Here is a 25494-nt window from a genome sequence, read left to right on the forward strand (position 1 = left end):
CACGATTTGTATTATTTACAAGTCGTGCACAAAGAGCATAGCGACAGTTAGCTCGACGATAATAGTGTCCCATTTATATGCTAATCTATTTCACTTTTTATGATGAGCTTATTATTGATAGGTATAAGGTTATAAAGCCTTCTCTTTAGCTAAATAATACGAAAAGTTGTCCCGCCTATTTTAGATCACCCATCTTTTTTCAGTTTTAAATAATGCCCAATAAGTAGGTAATTAAATCCTATTTTTTTATCAAAATGTAAAGTTATACTGTTTTTAGTATTAAATACGTTAAAAGACTTGATAAAATTCAAAAAAGCCTTATTTATAAGATAGTTTTTGCAATGTGATAATTAGATAAAATAGGAACAGTATCAATATGATGAGAATTGCGTTATTCCTTTTAACAAACTTAGCTGTAATGTTTGTTTTTGGGATCATCTTATCTTTAACCGGTATACAAGGTCGCAGTGTTCAAGGTTTGATGATCATGGCGGGTTTGTTTGGTTTTGGTGGTGCATTTATTTCACTGTTAATGTCAAAATGGATGGCATTACGTTCAGTGGGTGGTCAAGTTATCGAAAACCCAACTTCAGAAGTAGAGCGTTGGTTATTAGATACGGTAAGACGCCAATCTGAACAAGTCGGTATTAAAATGCCACAAGTGGCTATTTATGATGCACCTGATATTAATGCTTTTGCGACAGGCGCTCGTCGTGATGCTTCGCTGGTGGCTGTAAGTACAGGATTGTTAGCCAATATGAGTCGTGATGAGGCAGAAGCGGTTATTGCTCACGAAATTAGCCACGTTGCTAATGGTGATATGATAACCATGACCTTGCTTCAGGGGGTTGTGAATACCTTCGTTATCTTTATTTCGCGTATCATTGCACAATTCGTTGCTAATTTTATTTCGAGTGATGAAGAGAGTGAAAATAGCAATGGTAACCCATGGGTTTATATGGGGGTTTCAATGGTACTGGAAATTGTATTTGGTATTTTGGCAAGCATTATTACCATGTGGTTCTCTCGTTACCGTGAATTCCATGCAGATGCGGGATCGGCAAAACTTGTTGGTCGCGAGAAGATGATTGCAGCATTACAACGTTTAAAAACGAGTTATGAGCCACAAGAAGAGAGCAGTATGATGGCTTTCTGCATTAATGGCCGTAATAAGTCATTTAGTGAATTATTTTTATCTCACCCACCATTAGACAAGCGTATTGAAGCACTACGCAATGGTGAGTATCTAAAATAAAAATATTAAAGGCTATAAATTAACGCCAATGTTTAAACGCTCAATATGATCAGTATTGGGCGTTTTTTATGGAAAATATTGATATTTAATCTAAGTATTCCCCAAAATAAGCCATGGCTTTTTCTTCATCAATCTTGAGATTACCGTTCCATCCTGCCCACGGCATTTCCATATCGGAACGCCCTTTGGTGTTATTAAGCTGATTTTCTACAATGGTAATATCACCGAAATTGGCCCAGCTATTTAAAGATAATGGAATAAAGGCGTTGGGAATAACACCCACTAAAGCAAGTGAGTGCAAGATACCTCGCTTGGTGTATTTATCACCAGAAATTAATTTAGCTTCATTTAACCGTTTTTCAAACTTACCCGGAGTTTCATCTTCATGGGCGCTACGTAATAAATGAAGTAATTGCTTAAAAGTCTCTTTGTCTGCCTGCGTTGGACTAACGGGAGGAATTGTTAGCAAGTGCTTTAAATTCAGATAAGCATAAGAGGGATTGCCAGTATAAGAATTACCGTAATAGAGGCAATATTGAAAATAACTATCATTAATATGCTTTTGGTCGTTGCTATCACTACAAATCCAACAACAGGCATATTGAGGCTTTTCGTCATAATTATGTAGTGGCAAATTTTGTAATTTATGGAAAGCGCCTAAAACAGAGCGTCCTCTAAGATAGCTACCACCAACACCAGCCACAAATGCATCTAAACAACGTTTTTGAGTGAGTAACGGATTGTTTTTTAAACTATGTAATTGATTAATAATATCTGAATGATCCGCAAATTTTTCAATAATATTAGGTTGCCAATTGGCTGCTAATAATATGTTTTTTTCCTTTTCGGAAAGAACATCAAGATGATAAAGAGAAACTTGGCGTTCAGGATCATATTGGCTGTTTTCATACTTATAGAGTTTTCGCAAAACTCGCATAATTTTTTGCACGATTTTACCTTGTTATATTTATAGGTTTTTTATTGATATTGGTGAATGGCATAGATAGAAGATATGTAACTTAATATAGATATAAAAAAAAGCCAGTTCAAAATGAACTGGCTCTCTCAATAGAGGTAGATAAAGTTTATTTTACTGTAAGTTCTGTTTCTTCATCTTGATTGAAGACCGCTTTATCCGTTTGCCCCATGATTTGGCTGGTGATTGTACCAGCAGTCATTGAGCCACTGACGTTTAATGCGGTACGTCCCATATCAATTAATGGTTCTACAGAGATTAATAGGGCAACTAATGTCACAGGTAAACCCATTGCAGGCAGAACGATAAGAGCTGCAAATGTAGCACCGCCACCAACACCCGCAACACCCGCAGAGCTGACGGTTACGATAGCGACTAAAGTGGCTATCCACATTGGATCTAAGGGGTTAATACCCACGGTTGGTGCAACCATAACAGCGAGCATTGCAGGGTAGATACCTGCACAGCCATTTTGGCCAATCGTTGTACCAAAAGATGATGAGAAACTCGCGATAGATTCTGGTACACCTACACGTTTGATTTGTGTTTCAATATTTAACGGGATACTTGCTGCACTTGAACGGCTAGTAAATGCAAATGCTAATAATGGACCCGCTTTTTTGAAGAATTTAACAGGGTTTAAGCCTGTAAAACTAACGAGTAATCCATGAACCACAAACATTAAGCCAATAGCAACATAAGAGGCAACAACAAAGCTTCCTAATTGAATGATGTCGTGCATATTTGAGCTGGCTACAACTTTAGTCATCAGCGCCATAACACCATAAGGGGTTAACATCATAACGATACGAACTAGCTTCATGATCCATGATTGTAAGCAATCAATCGCAACTAAGACTTTTTCGCCACGAGGCTGATCTTCTTTGAGTAATTTCAGCGCAGCCATACCTAAGAATGTAGCAAAGATAACAACGCTAATAATTGATGTTGAACTTGCACCTGTTAAGTCAGCAAATGGATTTTTAGGAATAAATGACAAAATAAGCTGAGGCATGGTTAAGTCAGAAACCTTACCCATGTAATTTTGCTCAAGCGCAATTAAGCGTTGTGCTTCTTGTTCGCCTTGCACTAAGCCTTCTGCGGTTAAACCAAATAAATTGGCGATCACAATACCAATTAATGCAGAAATGGCAGTGGTAAATAATAAAGTACCAATAGTTAGCCCACTGATTTTTCCTAATGATGATGCTTGATGCAAACGAGCAACGGCACTAAGAATAGAGGCAAATACTAATGGCATAATGATCATCTGTAATAGCTGAACATAGCCATTACCCACGATATTAAACCAAAGAATAGATTCTTTAATAATAGGATCGTGTGAGTCATAGAATGCGTGTAGCGCTAATCCAAAAGCAACACCAAAAACTAAACCAACAAGAACTTTCTTTGAAAGGCTCCACTGACGTTGACTTAATTTAGCCAAGACGAGTAATAACACAACAAAGACGAGTACGTTAATGATTAACGGAAAATTCATCTTAACTCTCCAACGAGATTTTTATTTATATAATTTCGACGATTGTATGCGATATGAGTTCTTAGATAGTAAGAAAGGATATAACAGCATCAACTCGCTATAGGGTAACAGGATTGTTAATAACTTTTTATAATTAATTATTCTTTTATATAATCGTTTGGTTATAAAGACAAGAAAATAGGCATAAAAAGATGTAAGAATTTATAAATAAATAGAGAAACGTAGGGTTTTGTCAGGGGGGGTTAAAAATTAGTGCGCTTGTCGTGGTACATCTGTAACCAATTATTGACTTGCGAAGGCAATGTAACAGTAAGGTGTGGAGGTAAGAAAAGTGCGCCTACAAGAATAAGAACGGAGATAAAACGCTCCCCTTTTTTATTATTTTTTTTACCTAAAATAGGTAGCGCAAAGCGCATTTTTAAAGGCCATAGGAAAGGAACTCCTGCTGGGGTTAACATATCGGCAATGAGATGGCTAAGATAACCAAGTAAAAGTGCATGAAAAATATCTGCTGAAATTTCCCAGCGTGGTGAAACTTGGGTTTCCCATAAAATGGCTAAACCACAAAATGCGAGTAGGCTATGAGTGAAACCTCGGTGACCACAAAGTTTTGATAAGGGCAGAGAAATAATACGGAACAATCGTCCAAGTATAGAGGCAGGATGATCTAAGTCTGGTAAAAGTGAGCCTAATAAGACAGCAGGGATCATGTGAAACCAATCACCATGAGCAAGAGCTGGCGTTATTTCAAGTTTCTGTGCTAACACAAGTGTTGCAACAGAAAAAAGTAAATGTCCTTCTGCGGTCATTCCAAGTCTGTTCGTTTGCTGTTCATTTATACAGTGATAAAGTATAAAAGGTTTTGATGATAACTAACAGACAAAAAAGATAAAAATTGTCTTAAATATTAAGCAATAACAGAAATATTTTATTTGATTGATTTAAAAACGATCGAATTTAGGATAAAAACCTAAAAGATAGAATGGGGGCTGGTGGTAGTAAGACAAATGAGTGAGAAAATGCTAAGAGTAAAAAAAGTAGCATTAATGAATTAAGTGTTAGAAGCAGAACAAAAGGGATATCTAATAAAGCAAAATATCCCTTTTATTGATGGAAACTAACCTAATAAATGTAGTTGTGTTAACTCATTAAGAGAGGCAATTTTCACATCAGCTAAACCCCATTGCTTATCATTAAATTGTGTTGCTGCTGGTACAACGATAGAGCGCATTCTTGCACCTTTACAGGCAATCATGCCATTACGAGAATCCTCTAATGAAACACAGTGGATAGGATCAAGATTAAGTGCTTTAGCTGCATTTAGATAAACTTCTGGATGTGGCTTACTGTGCGGTAATTCATCAGCAGACACGACAGCTGAGAAATAATGACGAATATTAAACAACTCAAGCACACGCTCAAGCATAAAATCAGGAGAAGCCGATGCTAACGCAATTTTTAATCCTGATGATTTACAAAGATCTAGAGCATGTTCGACACCAGGTAATAGTGGCTTGGTTTCTTCAACCAATTTGACAACACGAGAAACCATTTTTTGTTTTGCTTCTTGTTTTGAAACGCCTTGCCATGGTGAGGCTTTATACCATAAATCAATGACTTCGTTTATTCTTAATCCAACCATATCGGGCATTGCCGATGAAAGGGATAAATCGACGCCTAATTCAGCAAAGACCTCATGTTCTGCTTGCTGCCAAAATGGTTCAGAGTCGATTAATAAACCATCCATATCAAAAATAGCAGCTTCAATAGGGAATTTAAAAGACATGTTACTCTCCATAAATAAGGTCTATGTTGTCGAATGGCGATTGTAGCAAGAGTTACAAAGAAAATCTTTTTAATCAGTTTCTTATTTATTTAGTAAAATAAATAGAGAGAATGGCTACTATTAATATATTGTCGTATTAGCCGTTAATTAGACTACGATAAACAGATAAATATTGACGAATTCTACTAGTGAGGATGTGATGAGTTATCAATATGCAGGATTATATGCCATTTCAAAGCGAGTTCTTGGCTGGCTTATTTTTATTCCTGCCTTTATTTCTACAACAGTGTCGTTGATAGGATTGGCTGCAATCCAACGTCCAAGTGGTGATGGTGTAAATGCCGTGATCAATGATTTTTTTCGTGTGTTAGCGGAAATGGTACAATTTAATACACCTTTTTTAGGCTTCTTCTGGCGAAATTCACCTATCCCCAATACACAAATGGGATTGAGTCAGGAAAATATCACTTTTTTTGTTATTTTTCTTTTTATGTTTGTTGGATTGGCGTTTAGCGCATCGGGATTACGAATTTATCGTCAAGTTAAGTATTTAAAAGAAAATATACAAGATCAGCTTATTATTGAACGAGCGATGAAGAGTGGTATCACTGCGGAAGAGTTACAACAGAATATCAAATTACCACGACATACTATTTTCACTCAAATTATGGTGCTTTATCTATCCCCCATTATTGTTATGGCAATTGGGTATTTCTTGCTGAAATTTTTAGGGTGGTAATAGCCCTTTACAATGAACGAGGATAGTTCATTTATCTAACTGAAGGGAAAATAAACCTCGCACAATGTGAGCTGGCGAGGTTATATTTTTAGCTTATTACCTGTTTTAAACTGTTTTTTATCTTTTGTCAGGGGGTGGCTAATAAATCATCAATGATTTTTCGGGCTTCTAGGTAATCTTTTTCACCACCAAATAGATTACAACGGTTGAGGAAAAAATAGAGTTGATAAATGGGCTGACGTAATAAAAACTTTTCAGATAATGGCCAGACACTCTGATAACCATCAAAAATATTAGCGGGTACTGCAGTACAAAGTGGTAGCATCGCTATATCACATTCTCTATCTCCCCAATAACAAGCAGGATCAAAAACTGTACCTTCAGATTGACCAATTGCAGCGCAGTTTTTAGGCCATAAGTTGCCATGAAGCAAAGACGGTTGTGGGTTATGATCAGCTAGATGATGATGAATAATTTGGGTGATCTCATCGATATCACCAAAGACCATCCCTTTTTCTGACGCCAGTTGCAGTTGGAAGCCAACACGTTTTTCAGAATAAAAGTGGTTCCAGCGTTTTTCCCAGCCATTTAGTTGGGGAGTTGTATCGATTTGAGTATCAAAATCAAAACCATAACTAGGTTGATCTTCCCATTGATGTAGTCTTGCTAATTGTTGACCAAAGCAATAAGCACTGTGAGGTGTAAAAGGTTGCACAGGTAAGAACTCGAGGAGTAAGAAGCTGGCATCTTTACTATTACCAATGCCAAGAACGCGAGGAGTACGAATTGTTTGGCTTTTTGCCAACATTTCAAGTTGTTCTGCTTCATTTTTAAAATTAGGCAGAAACTCACGTAAGTTGGATTTTACAAAGACGGGGGTATCACCATAATAAATTTTCCATGTATGGTGAATATCGCCACTAGAAAGGTGAGTTTTTTCGTTTATCTTTGCTGAAAATCCTAAGTTTGATTCCAGTAAACGACCTATATTCTGCCACATACTTACACCTCGCAAAGTTGTTTACTTAGTAGACCCAAATAAAATAATAACGAGCGATGTTTATCTTATGACAATAACACTTTAATTAAATCAATAAAGTATAAAGCTAAAAAACGGGATGATTATCCCGTTTTTGCGAAGATAAAGGAGATTATCAGGCGTTCGCGGGTTTTGTTTGTCGCTTTATTTTTGCTAATTTAATCTGATTACAGAATAACGCAATAATAAAGAATATAGCTTGAGTTAGCACAATACATGGACCTGTTGCACCATCAATATGGAAACTAATAAATGTACCAATCACACTGGATGCGACAGAAAATATAATAGCTAGCATTATCATACGAGAGAAACTACGTGTTAATAAATACGCAGTGATCCCCGGAGAAATAAGCATGGCGACAACTAAAATAATCCCGACGGCCTGCATTGAAGCAACGATAGTTAATGCCAAAATAGACAGTAAGCCATAGTGCAATAAGGTAACAGGTAAACCGACGATCCTTGCTTGATTAGGATCGAAACAATAAAGCATAAAGTCTTTTTGCTTAACTAGCATGATAGTGATGGTAATTAAACAAATAATACTAATTTGAGTTAATACATCTGGCGTTATACCCAAAATATTACCAAATAGAATATGCATTAAATGTTGGTCTGTATCGACACTGGCAAAAATAACCAAGCCTACGGCAAACATACCTGAGAATACAATTCCCATCACAGTATCTTCTTTAATACGACTGTGCTCTTTTAAATAGCCAGTGGCAAACGAACAAAATAAGCCAGAAAGAAAGGCGCCTACCGTTAATGGAATTGCAGTGACATAAGCAAGTACTACACCGGGTAACACTGCGTGAGAGATAGCATCTCCCATTAAAGACCAGCCTTTTAAAACCATATAACAAGATAAAATAGCGCAGGCGATCCCGATAATGATAGCAGCAATAATAGCTCGTTGCATAAAAGGATATTGAAATGGTTCAATGAAAAATTCGATTAGCTCATTCATAGTTTCACCTCTTCTTGTTTTGCAACTTCTTGGTGCTGATGAGATTGTGAGATTAACTGTTGTGAGCTTTGGCGAGCACGGCGACGTGCAGCTAACATGCCATGTTTAGGCGCAAATAAGAATGCCAATAAAAAAAGTGCAGTTTGCATTGTGACAATGACGCCACCTGTTGCACCATTAAAGAAATAGCTAAGATAGGCACCTACAGCACTGGTTATTGTGCCAATGCAGATAGCAATAATAGCAAGTCGTTTAAATTGATCGGTGAGTAGATAAGCTGTTGCGCCAGGTGTTACAACCATTGCAATGACCAGAATGGCACCAACAGTTTGAAGTGCAGCAACGGTGCAAGCACTTAATAAAGTAAAAAAGATAATTTTTAATTTTAAAGGTGATAGACCAATAGATCTGGCATGGATTTCATCAAAGAAAACGACCAGCAAGTCTTTCCAGATACAAAATAAGACGAGAAAAGAGACACCTGTAATAATAACAACTTGCCATACATCTTCATCTGCAATACCTAGAATATTCCCGAGGATGATGGTCTGAACGTTGACGGCTGTCGGTTTAAGCGAAACCAGCAACAGACCAAAGGCAAAAAAAGTAGAGAAAATAAAGCCAATAACGGCATCTTCACGAAGGCGTGTGATATGGCGAATAAATGTCATTGATAATGCTGCGAGCAAACCCGTAAAAAAAGCACCGACCGCATAAGGTAAACCTAATATATAAGCCCCCGCAACACCAGGAACAACGGAGTGGGAAAGGGCATCTCCCATTAATGACCAACCTTTCAAAATAAGATAGGATGAAAGAAACGCACAGACAGCGCCTACTAAAGCACTAACCCAAATAGCTTTCACCATATAGTTATATTCAAAAGGCTGTAGGAGTAAATCTAGCATGGCTAATCTCCTTGTTTGCGCTGACTTTGGTGCGCTGGAGTATGTTCTTTTTGATGACCATAAAAAACGGCCGCGCGTTCATCATCAGTAATGACAGTAAGTGAGCGTGGATCATCGTCATCGTGAAGATCAGAACCCGACAAACTGATATGACGCAATACACCACCAAATGCGTGTTCTAAGTTCTTTTGGGTAAAGGTTGTTTCAGTTGGTCCACTATCTAATACCGTTCTGTTTATTAAAATAACGTGGTCACAAAATTCAGGCACACTTCCTAAGTTATGTGTTGAAACTAAAACGAGATGACCTTCTTCACGTAAATTACGTAAAAGTTCGATAATGGCATTTTCGGTTTTAACATCGACACCAGTAAAGGGTTCATCAAGTAATAAAACAGTGCCTTCTTGAGCCATTGCTCGCGCCAAGAAAACACGTTTCTTCTGACCACCAGAAAGCTCACCAATTTGACGATGACCTAATCCAGATAACCCCACACGCTCTAGCGATGCTTCAACAACCTCATGATCATGTTTTGATGGAATACGAAAAAAACCCATTTTTCCATAACGTCCCATCATTACAACATCAGAAACGAGCACAGGAAAATTCCAGTCAACTTCTTCTGTTTGTGGTACATAAGCAATCATGTTTTGCTTTAATGCTTGTTGAATAGGGTTGTCGTTTAATGTCACTTTACCTTTAGAGGGCTTTACTAGCCCCATAATGGTTTTAAATAGAGTGGATTTACCACTACCATTGATGCCGACGAGGGCACAAATTGTGCCACCCGTGATAGAGAAGCTCGCATCAAAGATGGCGGTATGACCATTGTTATAGGTGACAGTAGCGTTATCAACTGTCAACGTTGGATTCGTTTCTATTTTACTCATTGACCAAATCCTTTCGCAATTGTATCCACAGTGATAGTAATTAAATCAATATAAGTAGGAACTTCACCGCCTTCAGCGGAAAGTGAATCAACGTAAAGAACACCGCCATATTTTGCACCAGTTTCTTTGCTGACTTGTTTAGCCGGTTTATCTGAAATTGTACTTTCACTAAAGACAACAGGGATATTGTGTTTTCTTACTGTATCAATGACGTATTTAACTTGTTGTGGTGTGCCTTGTTCTTCTGCATTAATTGGCCATAAATAAACTTCTTTAAAGCCATAATCATTAGTTAAATAACTGAAGGCACCTTCACTGGTCACTAACCAACGATCTTCTTGTGGTATACGAGACAATCTTTCTCTTAATGGTGCATCAAGTTGTTTAATTTTTTCTGCGTAATTTGCTGCATTTTGATTATAAATTGCTGCATTATCAGGATCGTGTTCAACAAGTGCTTTACGAATATTTTCAATATAAATTAATGCGTTATTTGGTGACATCCATGCGTGTGGATTCGGATTATTTTTGTAAGCACCCTCACTAATTGCCATTGGCGTGATGCCTTCTGTTACGACGACCGCAGGAACATTACGTAACTCATTAAAAAAACGCTCGAACCAGCGTTCAAGGTTTAAACCATTCCATAAGATCAAATCAGCTTTTTGAGCTTTTACAATATCTTTTGGGGTAGGCTGATAATCATGAATTTCAGCGCCAGGTTTTGTAATTGATTCAACGATCGCTGCATCTCCAGCGACATTTTGTGCGATATCTTGAATAATAGTAAAGGTAGTAACGACTTTAAGTTTATCTTTTGCTTGTGTAGGTGTGGTTAAAAATACAGTTGCCATAAGGCATAAAGCTGTAAGTGAAATTTTGTTTACAGAACGAAATATATCCATATTATTATTGCCTTATAGTTGCAGAGTTATCTTCTTAATTGATAATGATTATCAATATCATTTCAAAAAAGTCAAGTTATCTCTGTGCAAAAAGCTTCATTTGATAACGACTAGAAATAAGATAACAACATGTATTCCAATAAATGTTAAGTAGATTGTCGGGTTTTGTCACAAAAATTAACAATCGTTCGTAACTATTTGTGCAAGAGATTATTTTTATTACTAATAAAAGCTCACTTTTCCTCAAAAACCAACGCTTGTTATACTTCTACCATTTTTATAGTTCCCATAAACCCCCTTCTTATTGTAATTAATTCATATGATTTATTTTAGAATATGTAATAAAAACCTATTATGCTTGGCTCGATTTTGATTGAGTGATTTCTGGGGGAAAACAGGATATAGGCTAAATTTGAGATAAAACGCACGTGCTAGAAATAGTAATAGATTGATTTATTTCTCGCACTTTGCCATATTTTAATATGTATTTTTGTGTGGAAGTAGAATAATATATCTCCAACTTGTTGATATATAAATATGTCTTTGTACAACCCTTTATGCAAAAGGATAAAACGTGAAAGTAAAAATCATCTTTTCTTTGGCAATTTTGCTTCTTGCTGGTTGTGCTGATAATGCTCGTCAACCGATTCAAAAAGACACATCTCGATTTTTAAGCCAAAAGCCGATAAATAGCCGTATTAATAATGCTTCAATATCCACGGCACAATGGAAAGTAACCCCTTTTGATAACCACATACAACAAGCCTCTAGCCGTTATAATGTTGATGAAACATTAATTAAAGCTATCATCCAAGTCGAATCTAATTTTAGGCCAGAGGTAATTAGTAAATCAAATGCAGTTGGATTAATGCAGATTAAAGCATCAACAGCAGGAAGAGATGTTTATCAAAATAGAGGAAAAACGGGACAACCAACAACAGCTCAATTGAAAGATCCCGCTATTAATATTGATTTAGGTACTGCTTATCTTCAACTATTAAGAGAGCGCCACCTTGTTGGTATTGCTGATCCTGAAACACTTTATTACGCCACCATCCTTGCTTATGTTAATGGCGCAGGCGCTTTATTGAGAACATTTGATAAAGATAGAGACAATGCGATAGCTAAAATTAATTCAATGAGTGCGGACGATTTTTATCGTTACGTTGAAAAAAACCATCCGGCAACTCAAGCACCACGTTATTTAGCTAAAGTAAGAGCCGCTTACCATGCTGGGGATAATTAATCTGGCAAATTAGCTACGGCCTGAGCCTGTTTTAATAAAGCAGGCAAATCTGCAATGATTTCAAGAACACCGTTAATCATAAATTGAACGCCCATACAGATTAATAAAAATCCCATTACGCGAGAAATAGCATCAATGCCACTGTGACCTAAATATTTCATAATACTGGTGGAGCCACGTAGTGACAGCCAAACAATCACACTAATTAAAAAGAAGGTCGTTATAGGGGCAACATATAATACCCATTGTGCAATATCAGTACGCGAAGGAATTGATGCTGCGGTACTGATTATCATTGCAATAGTTCCTGGCCCAGCAGTACTTGGCATTGCTAAAGGAACAAAGGCAATATTGGGTTCTTTGGGATTGTGGTGGGGATTATTATCGTCGGCAATAGGATCATCAACATTAGGTGTATTAGGAAATAACATACTAAAGCCAATAAAAGCCACTATCATCCCACCAGCAATACGAAGACCGGGTATCGAAATACCAAACGTTGTCATTATGACGCGACCCGCATAAAACGCGATGGTCATAATAAGGAAAATATAGACACATGCCATTAAAGATTGTTGATTACGCTGTTCTTTGGTCATATTTCCTGAAAGACCAAGCCAGAGAGCAACAGTCGTTAATGGATTAGTTAAAGGTAAAAGTAAAATAAGACCAAGGCCTATAGCCTGAAAAAACTGGTAAGCAGAGTGCATGGAATATAAAAGCTCCTATAATAACAGGTAATTAAGGAGCAATTATGATAACAAATTAAACAGCAAAAAAGTTATTTTTAAGCATAATAATCTTAATGTTTATTGGTATTTCTTCATTAACCACTCTAAATGTATTTTTACTGAGTGCCAGTCATAATCAGTAATACTATAAATACATGTATCCCTTTTTTGACCGCCTGTAGTTAGTCGATGATTGCGTAAAATACCATCAAGTTTTGCACCTAGGCGTTCAATTGCTTTGCGGCTTGTTTGGTTTAATATGTGAGTACGAAATTCAACCGCAATACACTGTAACTCTTCTAGCGCATATTTAAGTAATAGGTATTTAGCTTCAGTGTTAATTCCTGTTCTTTGTACTTCTTTTGCATACCACGTTGAGCCTATTTCTAACCTTGGTGTTTGGTTATCAATATTCATAAATGTTGTTATACCTACAATACGGTTATTTGCTTGAGAATAAATGGTGAAGGGCAACATTAATCCTTTTTGTTGTAATTGAAGCTTATGTTCAATATCACGTTTCAATTCTGTTACTGAAGGAACAGTCGTAAACCAAAGTTCATCGGGTTTATCTTTCTTAATTAACTCATATAAGTCTGAATAGTGATCCATACTAAGTGGTACTAAGCGTACGAGCTTTCCTTCAAGAGTTACCCAGTCTGTTATTTTTTTCATTTCATATTTTCCCGCTTTAGCATGAAAAGACTCACCATTAAGAATACTTTTTATACATAACAAATTTATGAAATGGTACGACTATTTAAATAATGGTTAAAAATACGGAAAATTATTAATAATTTAAATAGTGAAAAAATAGAATAGGATGATTCTTTCTCAACAGAGAATGATTGTCTTGCTACAGGTGAGGTTGCATGATGCATGTTAATCTATAACTCAGTAATCAAGATATCACTGTAAATAAAATAGATTGGTAAAAAATGATAAATGTAATTGAATGGGATGATTTTCTCCGTGTAGAAATGCGTGTAGGAACAATTATTAGTGCCGAAATTAATAAAAAAGCGAATAAACCTGCTTATGTTATGGAGGTAGATTTAGGTGAGTTGGGTATTAAACGGTCTAGTGCCCAAATTACGGTAAATTACACACCTGAAGAACTTGTTGGACGCCGTATTTTATGTGTTTGTAATTTCCCTGTTAAGCGTATAGCTGGCATTAAATCCGAAGTGCTAATTACCGGAGCACCAGATGAAACCGGTGCGATTGTATTAGCTGAATTTAATTTACCTTTACCAAATGGTTCTCGTTTGGCTTAAGTTTGTTTAACATAATAATTTTCTAACAAGATACTCTTCGATAGTGATGTTCGGTTGAGTTTTGATATAGTGTTTATCAACCAGTGTATTGAAAAGGAGGAGTGTCTTTTGTTATTACCTCAATTACATTTACGATGTTATACACAAGAGACTGTATCTCATCAGCATGATAATTTATGGCAGATTATTTTTGGTTTGTCTGGCTCGATGGAGGTTAACTTTAATCGAGAAGATTTTCTTATTTCTAATCAAAATTGCTTAATTATCCCTCCAACTATTAATCACGCTTTTTCTGGCAATAAAGATAATAAAAATCTTATCTTAGAATTGCCCGTAACTTCACAATGGCAATTGAGTGAAAAGGGGGGGCAATTCGCTTTGTCACCAGCTGCTATAGGGTTATTAGAGTGGTTGCATCAATATCCCCAGCCTCCCGAGCAATATTCAACCATAACACGACTTTTACTTGCTCAAATGGAAATACAAAAAGATTGGCGTGATAATCTTGATGCGTGGTTAGCAAATAAGTTACATACACCACTCACAACACATGATATTGCATTAGCATTTAATACTTCAGCAAGTACGTTACAACGAAAAATGAAATCTGAGCTGGGCATGTCTGTTATGCAATATGTGACTAAACAGCGACTTAATAAAGCCGCTGAGTTATTGAAATATACATCCACAAATATTGAGAATATTGCTTTAGTGGTAGGTTATGATTCTCATTCCGCATTTAGCCAGGTATTTCGCCAATACTTTAATAAAAGTCCTACAGAATATAGGGAAACCTAATTATTGCGTTGCTTTATTTTCATTTTCGGCTGAGTAAATTCGAGGACATAATTTATCGAAAATTAGCGTAAACAAATAGGTATAGATAAAAAAGAACACCAAAATGGTGATTTCCATACTTATGGCTTTTATAAAAACAACGTTATACCACCACATATAGAGTGGGATCGTAAAGAAAAACAAACCTAATTCAAAGCTAATAGCATGGATAAGACGTATAATAATTGTACGTTTTTCTATTTTTAGCTTTAGCTCAAAAAATTCAAAGAAAGAATTAAAGATATAATTCCAAATTAGGGCAATAACAGAAACAGCAATTGCAACAGGCAGTGAATTATGTGATTGGCTTTGGCTTAATATTGCAAGTAAAACAGTGCTTAATAAAATCGCGAGAGTTTCAAAAGTAATGGCATAGACTAACTTACGAGGACGAGGCTTTAGATAAAACACGTTATACACCTTTTATATTAACGATGAAAGTTCTGGCCCGCCCCAGAGTCTATTATTTTTAAAGCCACGGTTTCCGCTTGGTTACTAGTGATGGTAATAAAATCCTATAAAAAAAGCAAAGTTTGTCTATAACAAGAATATACTTAATTGGTTCGGATGGAGACTAGATAATAACTTTGTAAATACAAGCGATTATCACTGTAATGGATATAACTATGTTAGCGAATAAATTAGAAAAAGAAAAATTTGCGTTAGCTATTTACTTCGATATTTTAGATATAATTCCATCATCAAAAATATAGATAATAAAAAAGAGATAGAGAAAAGGATATCAATCAATTAATACAATATGATGTGTGCATTTTCTTGTGGTTTCTATTTGGTATTTTCTTGAGGAAAGAAAGACAGATAAATGTATAAATCTTTACTGTCTGTGATAATATCCCCCCTGAGTTGCGATAAGGCTCAGTAATGCTATGGATATTTATATAATAAATATTGTGTACATAACTGAGTACAAACCTCGCGAGGTAAAGTGAGAAATTGTCGTAACGTACTGAATATAGATGAAATAAAAAGCTTACAAGTGATCTTGCGTATGGGTCACCACTGTAAATAAGGATTTTAAATGCCAATTATTACTCTTCCTGACGGAAGCCAACGTCAATTTGAAAATGCAGTTTCTGTCATGGATGTCGCTGCAGATATCGGTCCTGGACTTGCAAAAGCATGTATTGCAGGCCGTGTTAATGGTGAACTGGTAGATGCCTGTGAGTTAATCGAACATGATTCAAATCTAGCGATTATTACCGCAAAAGATGATGAAGGTCTTGAAATTATTCGTCACTCTTGTGCTCACTTATTAGGGCATGCCATTAAACAATTATGGCCACAAACCAAAATGGCGATTGGTCCTGTTATCGAAAATGGTTTCTACTACGATGTAGATTTAGACCATTCTCTCACGCAGGAAGATTTAGAAACTCTAGAAAAACGCATGCTAGAGTTGGCGAAAACAGATTACGATGTTATTAAAAAACGCGTAAGCTGGGCTGAAGCTCGAGAAACATTTGTTTCCCGTGGTGAAGATTATAAAGTTGCTATTCTTGATGAAAATATTAGTCAAGATTCACAACCAGGTCTTTATCATCATCAAGAATATGTTGATATGTGCCGTGGACCACATGTTCCAAACATGCGTTTTTGTCATCACTTTAAGTTACAGAAAATCGCAGGTGCATATTGGCGCGGTAATAGCGATAATAAAATGCTACAACGCATTTATGGTACAGCTTGGGCTGATAAAAAACAGCTAAAAGCCTACTTAGATCGCTTAGAAGAAGCCGCAAAGCGTGACCATCGTAAAATTGGTAAACAGCTTGATTTATATCATATGCAAGAAGAAGCACCAGGTATGGCTTTCTGGCATAATGATGGTTGGACAATTTTCCGTGAGTTAGAAACATTTGTACGTTGTAAATTAAAAGAATATGATTACCAAGAAGTAAAAGGTCCATTTATGATGGATCGTGTTCTTTGGGAAAAAACAGGTCACTGGGAAAACTACAAAGAAAACATGTTCACAACTTCTTCGGAAAACCGTGAATATTGTATTAAACCAATGAACTGTCCTGGTCACGTACAAATCTTTAAACAAGGTTTACGTTCTTACCGTGATTTACCATTACGTATGGCTGAATTCGGTAGTTGTCACCGTAATGAACCGTCAGGTGCATTACATGGTTTAATGCGTGTTCGTGGCTTTACACAAGATGATGCGCATATCTTCTGTACTGAAGAACAAATTTTAAGTGAAGTAAATGACTGCATCAAATTGATTTATGATGTATATTCTACTTTCGGATTTGAAAAAATCGTTGTTAAGCTGTCTACTCGCCCAGAAAAACGTATCGGTGAAGATGCATTATGGGATGTTGCGGAAGCAGACTTAGCAAAAGCCTTGTCTGATAATAATATTGAATTTGAATATCAACCGGGTGAAGGGGCGTTTTACGGCCCTAAAATTGAATTTACACTTTACGATTGTTTAGATCGTGCATGGCAGTGTGGTACAGTACAATTAGACTTCTCACTACCAGGTCGTTTAGGCGCGTCTTATGTCGCTGAAAACAACGAGCGTAAAGTACCTGTTATGCTACACCGAGCAGTGCTAGGATCCTTAGAACGTTTTATTGGTATTCTGACAGAAGAGTACGCAGGATTCTTCCCAACTTGGTTAGCACCACAGCAGGTTGTCGTGATGAATATCACGGATGGACAGGCTGATTATGTACAAAAACTCGTCAAAGAATTGCAAGATGCCGGAATTCGTGCAAAAGCAGACTTGAGAAATGAGAAGATTGGCTTTAAAATTCGTGAACATACTTTACGTCGTGTTCCGTACATGCTTGTCTGTGGTGATAAAGAAGTTGAATCAGGCAAAGTGGCGGTTCGTACTCGTCGAGGAAAAGACCTTGGCAGTATTGACGTTAACGAATTTAAAGAAAAGCTTCTGCAAGAAATTAGAAGCAGAAGTCTTCATCAGTTGGAGGAATAAGGTATTAAAGGCGGAAAAAGAATTCAATCAACGCGTCAGAATCGCATCAATGGTGAGATTCGCGCTCATGAAGTTCGTTTAACAGGTTTGGATGGCGAACAGATTGGAGTTGTTAGTCTGAAAGAGGCTCTTGAGAAAGCCGAGGAAGCAGGTGCTGATTTAGTTGAAATTAGTCCTAATGCCGAGCCGCCGGTTTGTCGTATTATGGACTACGGCAAATTCCTCTATGAGAAAAGTAAGACTCTCAAAGAACAGAAAAAGAAACAAAAAGTTATTCAGGTCAAGGAAGTTAAATTCCGTCCTGGTACAGATGAAGGCGACTATCAGGTCAAACTACGCAACCTGATTCGTTTTCTTGAAGATGGCGATAAAGCTAAAGTCACGCTACGTTTTCGTGGTCGTGAAATGGCACACCAACAAATCGGTATGGAAATGCTTAACCGTATCCGCGAAGATTTGGATGAACTGGCTGCTGTTGAATCTTTCCCTAATAAGATTGAAGGGCGTCAGATGATCATGGTGTTAGCGCCGAAGAAGAAATAGTCGGGCAATTCAAGTAATAGCGTCAGCCTTAATGGCTGATTGCTATTCGCCTCATTATTTTATGTTATCAACAATGCGAAGTGGATTATAGAAATGCCAAAGATTAAAACAGTACGCGGCGCAGCTAAGCGCTTTAAAAAAACTGCTGGTGGTGGCTTTAAGCGTAAACATGCTAACCTCCGTCACATTCTGACTAAAAAATCAACTAAGCGTAAACGTCATTTACGTCCAAAAGGCATGGTCTCTAAAGGAGATTTAGGTCTGGTCGTAGCTTGCTTACCATACGCATAAGTATCATTTTTTTAACAGAATATAGACATTAGGAGTTTAATATGGCTCGTGCTAAACGCGGCGTTGTTGCCCGTGCTCGTCACAAGAAGATTTTAAAGCAAGCTAAAGGTTATTACGGTGCACGTTCACGCGTATATCGTGTAGCTTTCCAGGCTGTTATCAAAGCTGGTCAATATGCGTACCGTGACCGTCGTCAGAAAAAACGTCAGTTCCGTCAGCTGTGGATTGCGCGTATCAACGCAGCAGCTCGTCAGAACGGTATGTCTTATAGCCGTTTCATCAATGGTCTGAAAAAAGCATCCATTGAAATCGACCGTAAGATTCTGGCTGACATCGCTGTATTCGACAAAGTAGCATTTGCTGCTTTAGTTGAAAAAGCGAAAGGTGCTCTGGCTTAATTATTAAGTCAATGGAAGAGGGAGTTTTCTCCCTCTTTTATTTTGTCTAAATTTGTGGCTTAATGATATAAATTCAATAAGTTAATATTTGAAGAGACATTATTCATGTTAAATATCGCTTTTTTCCGTTTCTTTTTTTACTTTAGCGCCTAAATTAAGGGGCTTTTGCGCGTAAGAAAAGAAACGAAAAGTAGCGCCTGAGCCTCCAATATGGAGGCTTTTTTGTTTTCAGATCCCAATACTGGGTTAGAAACCAAAAAGGGCAATTTTATTCGTCATCATTGATAACAACTAATAGACCTCATCAGGTCAAAGGAAGAGGAAACGATGCCACATCTCGCTGAACTCGTTGCTCAAGCTAAAGCAGCTATCGAAGAGGCACAGGATGTTGCTGCGCTGGATTCGGTTCGTGTTGAATACTTGGGGAAAAAAGGTCATTTAACGCTTCAGATGTCCACGCTGCGCGACTTACCCGCGGAAGATCGTCCAGCTGCAGGGGCTGTCATTAACCAGGCTAAACAAGAGGTTCAGCAAGCGCTGAACTCTCGTAAAGAAATTATGGAATCAGCATTATTAAACGAACGTTTATCTGCTGAGAAAATTGATGTTTCTTTACCTGGTCGCCGTATTGAAAACGGTGGTCTACACCCAGTAACTCGTACAATTGAACGTATTGAAACTTTCTTTGGCGAATTAGGGTTTTCTGTAGAATCAGGCCCTGAAATTGAAGATGATTATCATAATTTTGATGCGTTAAACATTCCTGCTCATCATCCAGCAAGGGCTGATCACGATACATTCTGGTTTGATGCGAAACGTTTACTGCGTACGCAGACATCTGGCGTGCAAATTCGTACCATGCAAGATAAACAACCACCTATCCGCATTATTGCACCAGGTCGTGTATATCGTAATGACTACGATCAGACCCACACACCAATGTTCCACCAAATTGAAGGTTTAATTGTTGATAAAGATATCAGCTTTACCAATTTGAAAGGAACACTGCACGATTTCCTGAAAAACTTTTTTGAAGAAGATATGGAAATTCGTTTCCGTCCTTCCTATTTCCCATTCACAGAACCTTCTGCTGAAGTTGATGTTATGGGCAAAAATGGTAAATGGTTAGAAGTGCTGGGTTGCGGTATGGTTCACCCAAATGTATTACGTAATGTAGGTATCGATCCTGAAGTTTATTCAGGTTTTGCGTTCGGTATGGGTATGGAACGTCTAACTATGTTGCGTTACGGTGTCACCGACTTGCGTTCATTCTTCGAAAACGATCTTCGTTTCCTCAAACAGTTTAAATAAGGTGGGATTATCTCATGAAATTTAGTGAACTTTGGTTACGTGAGTGGGTAAACCCAGCGATAAGTAGCGAAGAACTTTCTGAACAGCTGACAATGGCTGGTCTTGAAGTTGATGGTGTTGAAGCTGTTGCCGGTGATTTTCACGGTGTGTTTGTTGGCGAAGTTGTTGAATGTGGGCAACATCCAAACGCAGATAAATTACGTGTGACTAAAGTCAACGTAGGCGGTGAGAGATTATTAGATATCGTTTGTGGCGCACCAAACTGTCGCCAAGGCCTAAAAGTTGCAGTCGCAACAGTAGGAGCTGTATTACCGGGCGATTTCAAAATTAAAGCAGCAAAGCTGCGTGGTGAACCTTCAGAAGGTATGCTGTGCTCATTTTCTGAGTTGGCTATTTCAGAAAATCATGAAGGCATTATTGAATTGCCTGCCGATGCACCTATTGGTATGGATATTCGTGAATACTTAAAATTAAATGATAATACTATTGAAATTAGCATTACACCAAACCGTGCTGATTGCTTAGGTATTTTAGGTGTTGCTCGTGATATCGCTGTTATCAATAAAATGGAATGCCAAGTACCTGATATGTCGCCGGTTGCAGCAACTTCTTCAGCGACATTTCCTATTCGTGTTGAAGCACCAGAAGCGTGTCCTCGATATTTAGGTCGTGTTTTCACCAATATGAATGTGAAGGCAAAAACACCTTTATGGATGCAAGAAAAATTACGCCGTGGTGGTATTCGTTCTATTGACCCAATTGTTGATATAACTAACTTAATTCTACTCGAAATGGGTCAGCCTCTGCATGCGTTCGATCTTGATCGCGTTGAGGGAGCTATCGTTGTTCGCATGGGTAAAGAAGGTGAAAAACTAACTTTACTTGATGGCAATGAAATTACATTAAAAGATGATGTTCTAGTTATTGCTGATGAAAAACACGCATTAGGTATGGCGGGTATTTTTGGTGGCGAATCCTCAGGTGTTAATGAAGAAACTAAAAATGTATTTTTAGAGTGCGCATTCTTTTCTCCATTATCCATCACAGGCCGTGCACGCCGTTATGGTTTACATACAGATGCTTCTCATCGTTTTGAGCGTGGTGTTGATTTTGAGCTTCAATACAAGGCAATGGAACGTGCAACTAAGCTACTGTTAGAGATTTGTGGTGGTGAAGTTGGTGAAGTAATTGATGTAACCAATAAAGCATATTTACCTAATATTGCACCAGTTAAATTAACTCGTAACAAGTTAGACCGTTTATTAGGTCACGTTATTGATGATGCACAAGTTCTGGATTCATTAACTCGTTTAGGTTTCACCGTTACTGTTGAAAATGATGGTTGGTTAGCAAGCGTTCCTTCATGGCGTTTCGATGTTCAAATCGAAGAAGATCTTATTGAAGAAGTCGCTCGTATTTATGGTTACAACAATATTCCTGATGTGCCATTACGTGCTGATTTAGTGATGACTAATCATCGTGAAGCGAACTTGTCATTGAAACGCGTTAAAACAATGCTGGTAGACAATGGTTTCCAAGAAGCTATCACTTATAGCTTTGTTGATCCGAAGATCCAAGCTTTATTACACCCAAATGAAGAAGCATTAATTCTACCTAATCCAATTTCAGCTGATATGTCAGCAATGAGATTGTCTCTACTAACCGGATTATTAACGACCACTGTATATAATCAAAACCGTCAACAATCTAGAGTTAGGTTATTTGAAGCAGGTCTGCGTTTTGTTCCTGATAATCAAGCAGAATATGGAATACGTCAGGAACTGATGCTGGCTGGTGTGATCGCGGGCAACCGTTATGAAGAACATTGGGCTTTAGAGAAGCAAACTGTTGATTTCTTTGATTTGAAAGGTAATATTGAATCAATTCTGGAATTGACAGGCCAGCTAGATGAAATTACATTTAAAGCAGCTAATCATTCAGCGCTTCATCCGGGACAAAGTGCTGGGATTTATCTGAGAAATGAATACATTGGCTGTATTGGCGTTGTTCATCCAGAGCTTGAACGCAAACTTGACTTAAACGGTCGTACGGTAGTATTCGAAATACGTTGGAATGCAATTGCAAATCGTAGTTTACCACAAGCAAAAGCAGTTTCTCGTTACCCTTCGAATCGTAGAGATATCGCTGTAGTTGTTCCGAATGATGTAGCTGCAGAAGATATTTTAGCTGAATGTAAGAAAGTTGGCGGAAATCAAATAGTTGGCATAAACTTATTTGACGTGTATTGTGGTAAGGGAGTAGCAGAGGGCTATAAAAGCCTCGCTATTAGCATAATCTTGCAGGATATCGAGCATACACTGGAAGAAGATGAGATTGCTGCAACAGTAAGTAACTGTGTCGCAGCATTGAAACAGCGATTCCAAGCATCCTTGAGGGACTAGACCTATGGCGCTTACAAAAGCTGAAATGGCAGAAAATCTGTTTGAAAAACTTGGTGTTAGCAAACGCGATGCAAAAGACCTTGTAGAAGCCTTTTTTGAGGAAGTGCGTCGTTCTCTTGAAAATGGAGAACAGGTGAAGCTGTCTGGATTCGGAAACTTTGACCTGCGTGATAAAAATCAGCGCCCAGGTCGTAATCCGAAAACAGGGGAAGACATTCCTATTACGGCTCGCCGTGTTGTTACTTTCCGCCCTGGACAAAAGTTAAAAAGCCGGGTTGAAAGCGCAACACCAAAAGAGTAAAAATTAAAAACACCCAAAACGGCTTTCTATTGAAGGCCGTTTTTTTTTGCTTTTTTATCCATAATTTTATTATGGAGCTCCAATTTAGAGGATGTTTTATTTATCAGATATTATCTGAATAAACATTTGTCTTTAGATTGAGAATTTTTTGTTTTTTTAATAACCTTCGTTTCTTATTGTTTATCATGTAGTTAAATACTGTAATCATAAACACATCTCTCTGTCATTATTCACTTCCAATTAAGGTGTTTTAAAATTAGCTTTTCATCATTGAATACGAACATGTTATGTTGCATTAAAGGTATTTTATAAATAAAAACGATGAAAAAAGCGGTAGTGTTAATAGGGAATAAAATGAGTAAAGATAATCCTCTTATTGAACTTAAAAAAAAGCAAAGTATTGGCGATAGAAAAAAATTATTCTTGATGGCATCAATATTGAGTCTGCTTTTTGTTTTTTCCCTTTCTCTTGGTGAAATTTCCTTATTTCCACATCAGTGGTTAACCGATGAAGCTAAATTATTTATTTGGCAAATTCGATTACCAAGAATACTTGCTGTCATGATGGTAGGAGCAAGCTTAGCCATTGCTGGCGCTATTATGCAGGCTTTATTTCAAAATCCGTTGGCAGAGCCAGGATTATTGGGAGTAAGTAGTGGTGCTGGTGTGTGTATTGTATTACTGATTGTCTTACACGTTGGTTCAAATCCTTGGTTAATAAGCAGTGTGGCAGTATTAGGTGCGTTAGGTATTACTATTTTATTAATGTGTTTTGCTCAAATAAAAAAACTGTCTAATGCCCAGTTGCTATTAATAGGTGTAGCATTAGGTGTTATGGCGAGTGCCGTCATGACTTGGTTAGTTTATTTCAGTTCAGCTTTAGATTTAAGACAATTAATGTATTGGTTGATGGGGAGCTTTGGGGGAATTGATTGGCGTCATCAAGTATTATTTTGGGCTCTTATTCCGATAATTGCGATCCTAATTTCACACGCAGATACTCTGAATTATTTATCATTAGGTTCGTTTAGGGCAAAGCAATTAGGAGTATCAGTTAATCGATGGCGCAATGGATTTATCTTAGCAGTCGGTTTATTGATAGGGCTAAGTGTGGCGATAGCAGGTGCTATTAGTTTTATAGGTCTTGTTGTACCTCATTTATTACGATTAAGTGGCATAACTCATTATAAAACACTGTTACCCGCGTGCGCACTCACGGGGAGTGGATTGTTATTACTTGCTGATCTTTTATCTCGCTTGATGCTAAATGGTGCAGAAGTTCCGATAGGTGTGATTACGGCAACACTTGGTGCCCCTGTGTTTATCTGGTTATTAGTAACAAAAGAGATGGGACGTTTGTAATATGGCGTTGCTTAAGCTTGATAATTTGAATGTTGATAACCGACTTCATACATTTACAGAGATTGTGGATTATGGCGAACGTATTCACTTAATTGGCGCGAATGGTGCAGGAAAAAGTACGCTTTTAATGGCTATAGCGGGGGAAATTTCATTTAGAGGCGGAATTATTCTAAACGAAACCTCAATAAGACATTATAAATATGATGATCTTTCTAGAATGCAAAGCATTGTTATACAACAATTAGAGGCTTTGTCGTTTATGCCCGTTTTTCATTATCTTGCTTTATATCACAAAGTGTCTGAAATGGACGTTGAGCTATTAAATGTATTGTTGAGTGATTTTCAGATTGATGGTTTATTATCAAAAAATATTCATCATTTGTCTGGGGGGGAGTGGCAACGTATCAGGCTCGCTGGCGCATTTATTCAGTTATGGTCAAGTTACGATTTAAAAGGAAAGTTAATGTTACTTGATGAACCAACGAATAATCTAGATGTCGTACAATTGGCAATTTTGGACAAATGGCTTGATATATTTTGCCAACAAGGTGGTACAGTTATTATGAGTACGCATGATTTAAATCATTCCTATCAAAAAGCAGACAGAATTTGGCTAATAAAAAATGGATATTTGGTTGATTCTGGATCACCTGCGCTCTTATTGGACGAAAAATTATTATCAACTACATTTAATACAAATATCAAATGCATCAATGATGTTGATCATATTGATTGGCAAATTTTTTAATATTATGGCTATTGAGATGATTATCTCCAAGTAATTATTAAGGTTTTTTTAATGTTTTCTTAATAAGACGGATGTCGGTGAACAATAGTTTGTATATAATTGTATTT

At 37.3% G+C, this 25494-nt stretch carries 26 protein-coding genes and 1 other annotated feature; of the genes, 14 read left to right on the plus strand and 12 right to left on the minus strand.

All coding sequences use genetic code 11. The features are described 5' to 3' along the window. Positions 1-376 precede the first annotated feature (376 nt). Positions 377-1255, plus strand: a complete 879-nt coding sequence (gene htpX, locus ABN256_RS00175) for a protease HtpX (protein WP_072070398.1) — start codon at positions 377-379, stop codon at positions 1253-1255. Positions 1256-1340: 85 nt separating this feature from the next. Here the strand turns inward: htpX and ABN256_RS00180 are convergent, their stop codons facing one another. The 4 genes from ABN256_RS00180 to hxpB form a co-directional block, all read right to left on the minus strand. Then, complete coding sequence (locus tag ABN256_RS00180; RefSeq protein WP_231619308.1) at positions 1341-2204, minus strand: hypothetical protein; 864 nt, start codon at positions 2202-2204, stop codon at positions 1341-1343. Between the two features lie 136 nt (positions 2205-2340). Further along, on the minus strand, positions 2341-3732 hold the full coding sequence (locus ABN256_RS00185) for an L-cystine transporter (RefSeq protein ID WP_072070396.1): 1392 nt from the start codon (positions 3730-3732) through the stop codon (positions 2341-2343). 242 nt (positions 3733-3974) lie between these two features. Then, complete coding sequence (locus ABN256_RS00190; RefSeq protein WP_197269321.1) at positions 3975-4541, minus strand: metal-dependent hydrolase; 567 nt, start codon at positions 4539-4541, stop codon at positions 3975-3977. A 308-nt stretch (positions 4542-4849) separates the two neighbouring features. Next, a complete protein-coding gene (gene hxpB / locus ABN256_RS00195) occupies positions 4850-5518 on the minus strand; it encodes a hexitol phosphatase HxpB (RefSeq protein ID WP_072070393.1) in 669 nt (222 codons plus the stop codon). Between the two features lie 199 nt (positions 5519-5717). Between hxpB and ABN256_RS00200 the strand changes: the two genes are divergently transcribed. Continuing rightward, on the plus strand, positions 5718-6257 hold the full coding sequence (locus ABN256_RS00200; protein ID WP_115349618.1) for a YniB family protein: 540 nt from the start codon (positions 5718-5720) through the stop codon (positions 6255-6257). Positions 6258-6384: 127 nt separating this feature from the next. Here ABN256_RS00200 and ABN256_RS00205 read toward each other — a convergent pair whose 3' ends face one another. From ABN256_RS00205 to ABN256_RS00225, 5 genes are all read right to left on the minus strand, one after another. Further along, positions 6385-7257 (minus strand): fructosamine kinase family protein, encoded by an 873-nt coding sequence (locus ABN256_RS00205; protein WP_197269320.1) that lies wholly within the window; start codon positions 7255-7257, stop codon positions 6385-6387. Between the two features lie 154 nt (positions 7258-7411). Beyond that, a complete protein-coding gene (locus ABN256_RS00210; RefSeq protein ID WP_036937443.1) occupies positions 7412-8269 on the minus strand; it encodes a metal ABC transporter permease in 858 nt (285 codons plus the stop codon). Further along, positions 8266-9177 carry a metal ABC transporter permease gene (locus ABN256_RS00215; RefSeq protein ID WP_197269319.1) on the minus strand — a complete coding sequence of 304 codons (912 nt, stop codon included), beginning with the start codon at positions 9175-9177 and terminating at the stop codon, positions 8266-8268. The genes ABN256_RS00210 and ABN256_RS00215 overlap by 4 nt, the downstream gene beginning before the upstream one ends. 2 nt (positions 9178-9179) lie before the next feature. Further along, a complete protein-coding gene (locus ABN256_RS00220) occupies positions 9180-10067 on the minus strand; it encodes a manganese/iron ABC transporter ATP-binding protein (RefSeq protein WP_072070382.1) in 888 nt (295 codons plus the stop codon). After that, positions 10064-10921: a metal ABC transporter substrate-binding protein gene (locus ABN256_RS00225; RefSeq protein ID WP_231619387.1), complete on the minus strand. Its 858-nt coding sequence runs from the start codon at positions 10919-10921 to the stop codon at positions 10064-10066. Before ABN256_RS00225 ends, ABN256_RS00220 begins: the two co-directional genes overlap by 4 nt. Before the next feature lie 625 nt (positions 10922-11546). On the opposite strand from ABN256_RS00225, the gene ABN256_RS00230 reads away from it, so the two are divergent. Then, on the plus strand, positions 11547-12218 hold the full coding sequence (locus ABN256_RS00230) for a transglycosylase SLT domain-containing protein (protein WP_196553178.1): 672 nt from the start codon (positions 11547-11549) through the stop codon (positions 12216-12218). Here ABN256_RS00230 and ABN256_RS00235 read toward each other — a convergent pair. Both ABN256_RS00235 and ABN256_RS00240 read right to left on the minus strand, forming a co-directional pair. Continuing rightward, a complete protein-coding gene (locus tag ABN256_RS00235; RefSeq protein WP_072070377.1) occupies positions 12215-12928 on the minus strand; it encodes a MarC family NAAT transporter in 714 nt (237 codons plus the stop codon). The two genes, ABN256_RS00230 and ABN256_RS00235, sit on opposite strands and share 4 nt — an antisense overlap. Before the next feature lie 99 nt (positions 12929-13027). Next, positions 13028-13624, minus strand: coding sequence for a GNAT family N-acetyltransferase (locus ABN256_RS00240; protein ID WP_196553177.1), 597 nt, complete (start codon positions 13622-13624; stop codon positions 13028-13030). Positions 13625-13887: 263 nt separating this feature from the next. Here ABN256_RS00240 and ABN256_RS00245 point away from each other — a divergent pair, with 263 nt between their 5' ends. Then, positions 13888-14226, plus strand: a complete 339-nt coding sequence (locus ABN256_RS00245; RefSeq protein ID WP_181879807.1) for a tRNA-binding protein — start codon at positions 13888-13890, stop codon at positions 14224-14226. Between the two features lie 108 nt (positions 14227-14334). Continuing rightward, on the plus strand, positions 14335-15024 hold the full coding sequence (locus ABN256_RS00250; protein ID WP_197269318.1) for an AraC family transcriptional regulator: 690 nt from the start codon (positions 14335-14337) through the stop codon (positions 15022-15024). On the opposite strand, the gene ABN256_RS00255 is transcribed toward ABN256_RS00250, so the two are convergent. Then, the gene (locus ABN256_RS00255; RefSeq protein WP_197269317.1) at positions 15025-15474 is read right to left on the minus strand and encodes a PACE efflux transporter; all 450 of its coding nucleotides are present in this window, start codon (positions 15472-15474) and stop codon (positions 15025-15027) included. 628 nt (positions 15475-16102) lie between these two features. On the opposite strand from ABN256_RS00255, the gene thrS reads away from it, so the two are divergent. The 9 genes from thrS (at position 16103) to ABN256_RS00300 (ending at position 25387) form a co-directional block, all read left to right on the plus strand. Further along, positions 16103-18031 (plus strand): threonine--tRNA ligase, encoded by a 1929-nt coding sequence (gene thrS / locus ABN256_RS00260; protein WP_196553174.1) that lies wholly within the window; start codon positions 16103-16105, stop codon positions 18029-18031. Positions 18032-18034: 3 nt separating this feature from the next. After that, positions 18035-18574, plus strand: coding sequence for a translation initiation factor IF-3 (infC, locus tag ABN256_RS00265; protein ID WP_036937410.1), 540 nt, complete (start codon positions 18035-18037; stop codon positions 18572-18574). Between the two features lie 93 nt (positions 18575-18667). Next, on the plus strand, positions 18668-18865 hold the full coding sequence (gene rpmI / locus ABN256_RS00270) for a 50S ribosomal protein L35 (RefSeq protein ID WP_004263702.1): 198 nt from the start codon (positions 18668-18670) through the stop codon (positions 18863-18865). Between the two features lie 41 nt (positions 18866-18906). After that, positions 18907-19263 (plus strand): 50S ribosomal protein L20, encoded by a 357-nt coding sequence (gene rplT / locus ABN256_RS00275; RefSeq protein WP_036937406.1) that lies wholly within the window; start codon positions 18907-18909, stop codon positions 19261-19263. Positions 19264-19367: 104 nt separating this feature from the next. After that, positions 19368-19490: a sequence feature (Phe leader region), on the plus strand. A gap of 100 nt (positions 19491-19590) precedes the next feature. Next, positions 19591-20574, plus strand: a complete 984-nt coding sequence (gene pheS, locus ABN256_RS00280) for a phenylalanine--tRNA ligase subunit alpha (RefSeq protein ID WP_072070368.1) — start codon at positions 19591-19593, stop codon at positions 20572-20574. A 14-nt stretch (positions 20575-20588) separates the two neighbouring features. Continuing rightward, positions 20589-22976, plus strand: coding sequence for a phenylalanine--tRNA ligase subunit beta (gene pheT / locus ABN256_RS00285; RefSeq protein ID WP_196553173.1), 2388 nt, complete (start codon positions 20589-20591; stop codon positions 22974-22976). A gap of 4 nt (positions 22977-22980) precedes the next feature. Continuing rightward, positions 22981-23277: an integration host factor subunit alpha gene (gene ihfA / locus ABN256_RS00290; RefSeq protein ID WP_036937394.1), complete on the plus strand. Its 297-nt coding sequence runs from the start codon at positions 22981-22983 to the stop codon at positions 23275-23277. 354 nt (positions 23278-23631) lie between these two features. Further along, on the plus strand, positions 23632-24639 hold the full coding sequence (gene btuC / locus ABN256_RS00295) for a vitamin B12 ABC transporter permease BtuC (protein WP_197269265.1): 1008 nt from the start codon (positions 23632-23634) through the stop codon (positions 24637-24639). Position 24640: 1 nt separating this feature from the next. Further along, entirely contained in the window at positions 24641-25387 is a 747-nt protein-coding gene (locus ABN256_RS00300) for a vitamin B12 ABC transporter ATP-binding protein BtuD (RefSeq protein ID WP_196553171.1), read from the plus strand. Positions 25388-25494: the final 107 nt, after the last annotated feature.

Source organism: Proteus sp. fly-1008 (genome assembly GCF_040140305.1).
GTDB lineage: Bacteria > Pseudomonadota > Gammaproteobacteria > Enterobacterales > Enterobacteriaceae > Proteus > Proteus vulgaris_B.